This is a genomic window from Paenibacillus sp. P22 (assembly GCF_000469945.2).
GTDB lineage: Bacteria > Bacillota > Bacilli > Paenibacillales > Paenibacillaceae > Paenibacillus_O > Paenibacillus_O humicus.
The window spans coordinates 1-3,141 of record NZ_CBRA020000281.1 but is presented as its reverse complement, the minus strand read 5'-3'; the positions used below and the strand labels follow the sequence as shown (position 1 = coordinate 3,141).

General features: G+C 59.5%; 4 protein-coding genes. 1 reads left to right on the top strand and 3 read right to left on the bottom strand.

The features are described from left to right. Both BN871_RS25770 and BN871_RS25765 read right to left on the bottom strand, forming a co-directional pair. On the bottom strand, positions 1–229 hold a 229-nt coding region (locus BN871_RS25770), incomplete at its 3' end, for an NHLP leader peptide family RiPP precursor (RefSeq protein WP_048750009.1). Positions 230–299: 70 nt separating this feature from the next. Then, positions 300–1,262: a hypothetical protein gene (locus BN871_RS25765; RefSeq protein WP_021877629.1), complete on the bottom strand. Its 963-nt coding sequence runs from the start codon at positions 1,260–1,262 to the stop codon at positions 300–302. Between the two features lie 380 nt (positions 1,263–1,642). On the opposite strand from BN871_RS25765, the gene BN871_RS25755 reads away from it, so the two are divergent. After that, complete coding sequence (locus BN871_RS25755) at positions 1,643–2,533, top strand: diacylglycerol kinase family protein (protein ID WP_048750006.1); 891 nt, start codon at positions 1,643–1,645, stop codon at positions 2,531–2,533. Positions 2,534–2,545: 12 nt separating this feature from the next. On the opposite strand, the gene BN871_RS28095 is transcribed toward BN871_RS25755, so the two are convergent. Next, entirely contained in the window at positions 2,546–2,779 is a 234-nt protein-coding gene (locus BN871_RS28095; RefSeq protein ID WP_157060400.1) for a hypothetical protein, read from the bottom strand. Between the last annotated feature and the right edge of the window lie 362 nt (positions 2,780–3,141).

The following is a 3,141-nucleotide window of genomic DNA, read 5'->3' as shown; positions in this document are numbered from 1 at the left end:
CTAGCTCGACGTTGCCAGCCGCGTCAACGGAATCCTCCGGTTTCGGCGGCACCACGAGGTAGAAATGCTTGTCCGCTTCTGCCACGGCCGTGAGCTGGATGTCATCCGGCAGTTCAACGCCGAATGCTTCCTTGATGGCGGCTTTGGGATCGGCAAGCAGCTGCTTTTTGAAGGTTTCGTCCTTCCATGCTTTTTGAATGATCTGCACTTTCAACGATTGGGATGACATGAGATCACGGCTCCTCGAAGGGTTATGGGTAAATCTTCCTATAATCTACCACATATCGCGACGAAAGTACCTATACTTTTTCCTGATTCGACAAATAATGAGAGAATCCCCCTTCGACCGCCAGCCTCATGGCCGTTTGCCGGGCTGAGCGTGCATCGGCTTCGATGCCCGAGAGCACCTCTTGCTGAAACCAGACAAGGCCCGGGGCCGCTTCCGGAAGCTCGGACAAGCTCCGGCGATGGCTTCTCGCGATGGCCGCAAGCCGCTCCAGCACTTCGTCCTGATAGACTGCCCGGCGGACCATCCTATCCTCCAGAGGCTGCTCTTCCTTCAGCCCAAGCTCCTGTCTGACCAGCGTCAGAAAGGCATTGCTGCGCTCCTCGCCGGAAGCCAGATCCTCTCGCCAGTCCGCCCAGTCGTCCGCCAGCTGCAGCGAGGCGAGCGCCAGCTCGACCGCCTGCTCTGCCGGCAGGATGCGCTCCTTCTGGCCGGATTCCAGCCAGACAGCCGAGGCGCCGATCTTGACCGGGGCGGACTTGCGCGCCAGACCGGGGACGTCCAAGGGATCGGCGCGCCGGGTTTTCTCCATCGCTGCAGCCAGCCCCCACGCCTCCGTATGCCTGAGATAGTCGCTCCAAAGCTGCGGCGGCATGGCCGAATGCCGGCTGTACCGTTCCAGGAACAAGGAATGCAGCAATTGGGACGCCGCCAAGGCTGATTTCGAGTCGAGCTGCATTTCCTCGCCGTCCATGACGTCGTCCAGCAGGAAATAATGCAGCATCATATAGACGCTGCCGACAGCGAGATCGCGGCATACGGAGGCCGGCGCGCCGGCCTGCTCCCCTGCCCAGACCGGCAGCATGTACGTAATATAGTTGGAACCGCCAGCCGTCCTCGAAGGATCGGCTCTCTCGATAAGCTCGCGCAGGATGGTGCGCAAAGGCTCCGGACATCCGTCCGCCCCTGTCCTGGCTTCGGCAATGATTTTAGCAGCCTCGCTTCTTGCCCTTTCCAGACTCCACTCGGTTGACATGCAATGGCTCCCCCTTCGCTGCCTTCAGGCAAGTCCCGGTCCAGCGTGTGTGCATCCTGCGGCATCTTCTCCCGCCGGAGAACACCGCTTCACGCGGCCCAGCCCACAAGGAGCATCCCACATTTCTTCCGGTTTGAAAAGAGGATGGCGATATGCAGCCCGCGCTCGTCTGCCGACCGTGCGGCAACCTTGCACGGGGGTCGATGGCAGTCTCCCAATCCCGCTTCATGGCTCCAGAGAGGGTCGAAGACGAGGCCATCTCCTCTTGTTTTTGCAACCATAATCATCCTGGTTTTTGTCCGGCTGATTGTGGCTTCGATTATCCTCATCAGTGGGTAATCTCCTATGATACCATTCCAAATCAGAGAGGAAATAAGGGCATGAACAAAGCCATGATCATCCTCAATCCTTCCTCCGGCAAGGAGAAGGCGCTCGACTACAGCAACCGGATTGAAGAGGTGCTGCGCCGCAAGGGCTACGAGGTGGCCAGAAAGGAAACCGCCCAAGCCCTCGATGCGACCCGCTTCTGCCAGGCAGCATGCCGGGAAGGCTGCGACCTGGTCGTTTCGGTAGGCGGAGACGGCACATTGAACGAAACGATCAACGGCATCATGGATCAGGATCACCGGCCGAAGCTCGGCATCGTCCCTCTCGGCACGGTCAACGATTTTGCTCGCGCGCTCCGGATTCCGCTCGATCCCGAGGAAGCCATTCGAGCGCTGTCCTCCTCCAATGTGAGAACCGTCGATCTGGGTCAGCTGAACGGCCGCCTCTTTTCGAATGTCGTCGCCGCGGGCTCGCTGGCGGAATCCGTCGCCGCGGTGAGCTCGGAAGAAAAGTCCAGGCTCGGCGCTCTCGCCTACTTGAAGGAAGGCATCAAGGAGCTGCTCGGCAGCCCTGCCCATCCCATCGTCGTCGAGCATGACGGCGAGATTTGGGAAGGTGATTCTCCGTTGGTTCTCGCCGCTCTCACCAACTCGGTCGGCGGCTTCGAGAAGCTTTCGCCGAATGCATCCGTCGACGACGGATTGATCCACGGCTTCATTATCCGGGACATGAACGTCTTCGATACGATTGCGGCCGGCTTGTCGCTCTGGTTCGGCAGCCTGAAAGACAAGAAGGAGGTCGTCTATTTCACGGCCAAGAAAATCCGGATCACCTCGCCGAAGCCGCTCCGGACCAATGTCGATGGCGACGAAGGGCCGGCACTGCCGGTTGAACTGAGCATCCTGCCGGGGTACTTGCAGGTCATCGTACCCGAGGAAGGCTGATTTCTCTCTGCATCATCCCAAGCAGGTCCTATGAGGCCGGTCCCATGCCCATGCGTAAGCCGGCTCCGGCCAATCGGTGCTTTCTTCCCTTTCATCGCTTTCATCGCTTTCATCGCTTTCATCGCTTTCATCGCTTTCATCGCTTTCTTCGGTTTCTTCGGTTTCTTCGGTTTCTTCTCCGCATAAGACGGTTGGTATACCATACCAAGAAATACTTTGCGTTACTTCGTCATACTTTCGCTTCATTCCTCTACATTTTCATCCTGGCAGGCGGCGAGCCCGACTTCATTCCAGGCGCCCCCGTCTCTGTTGCTCTCCCGCTTTTCAAGGAAAAAAGCCAACCCGACAATCGGGTTGGCTTGATGACGCATGCTTATCCTCCATTCCGCCTGACTGTCGGCAGAGGTGCGGCTCCATACGAGCTGGGCTCGTCCCTGGAGTTCCGCCGCGGCGCGAACGATCCTTCGCCTTCGTCTCTTAGCTGGACGCGCTGTCTCCCGAGTTGGCCGACGCTCCGGAATCGCTCTGGCCGCCCGTTCCCGGCGCTGCGCTGTCTCCCCGGCGCCGTGCTCCCCGGACCGTCGCCCTGGGCAGGCGGCTGGCCGTCC

Coding starts and splice junctions, on each gene's coding strand:
- BN871_RS25765 (WP_021877629.1), bottom strand. CDS start 1,262: ATGTCAACCGAGTGGAGTCTGGAAAGGGCAAGAAGCGAGGCTGCTAAA.
- BN871_RS25755 (WP_048750006.1), top strand. CDS start 1,643: ATGAACAAAGCCATGATCATCCTCAATCCTTCCTCCGGCAAGGAGAAG.
- BN871_RS28095 (WP_157060400.1), bottom strand. CDS start 2,779: ATGAAGCGAAAGTATGACGAAGTAACGCAAAGTATTTCTTGGTATGGT.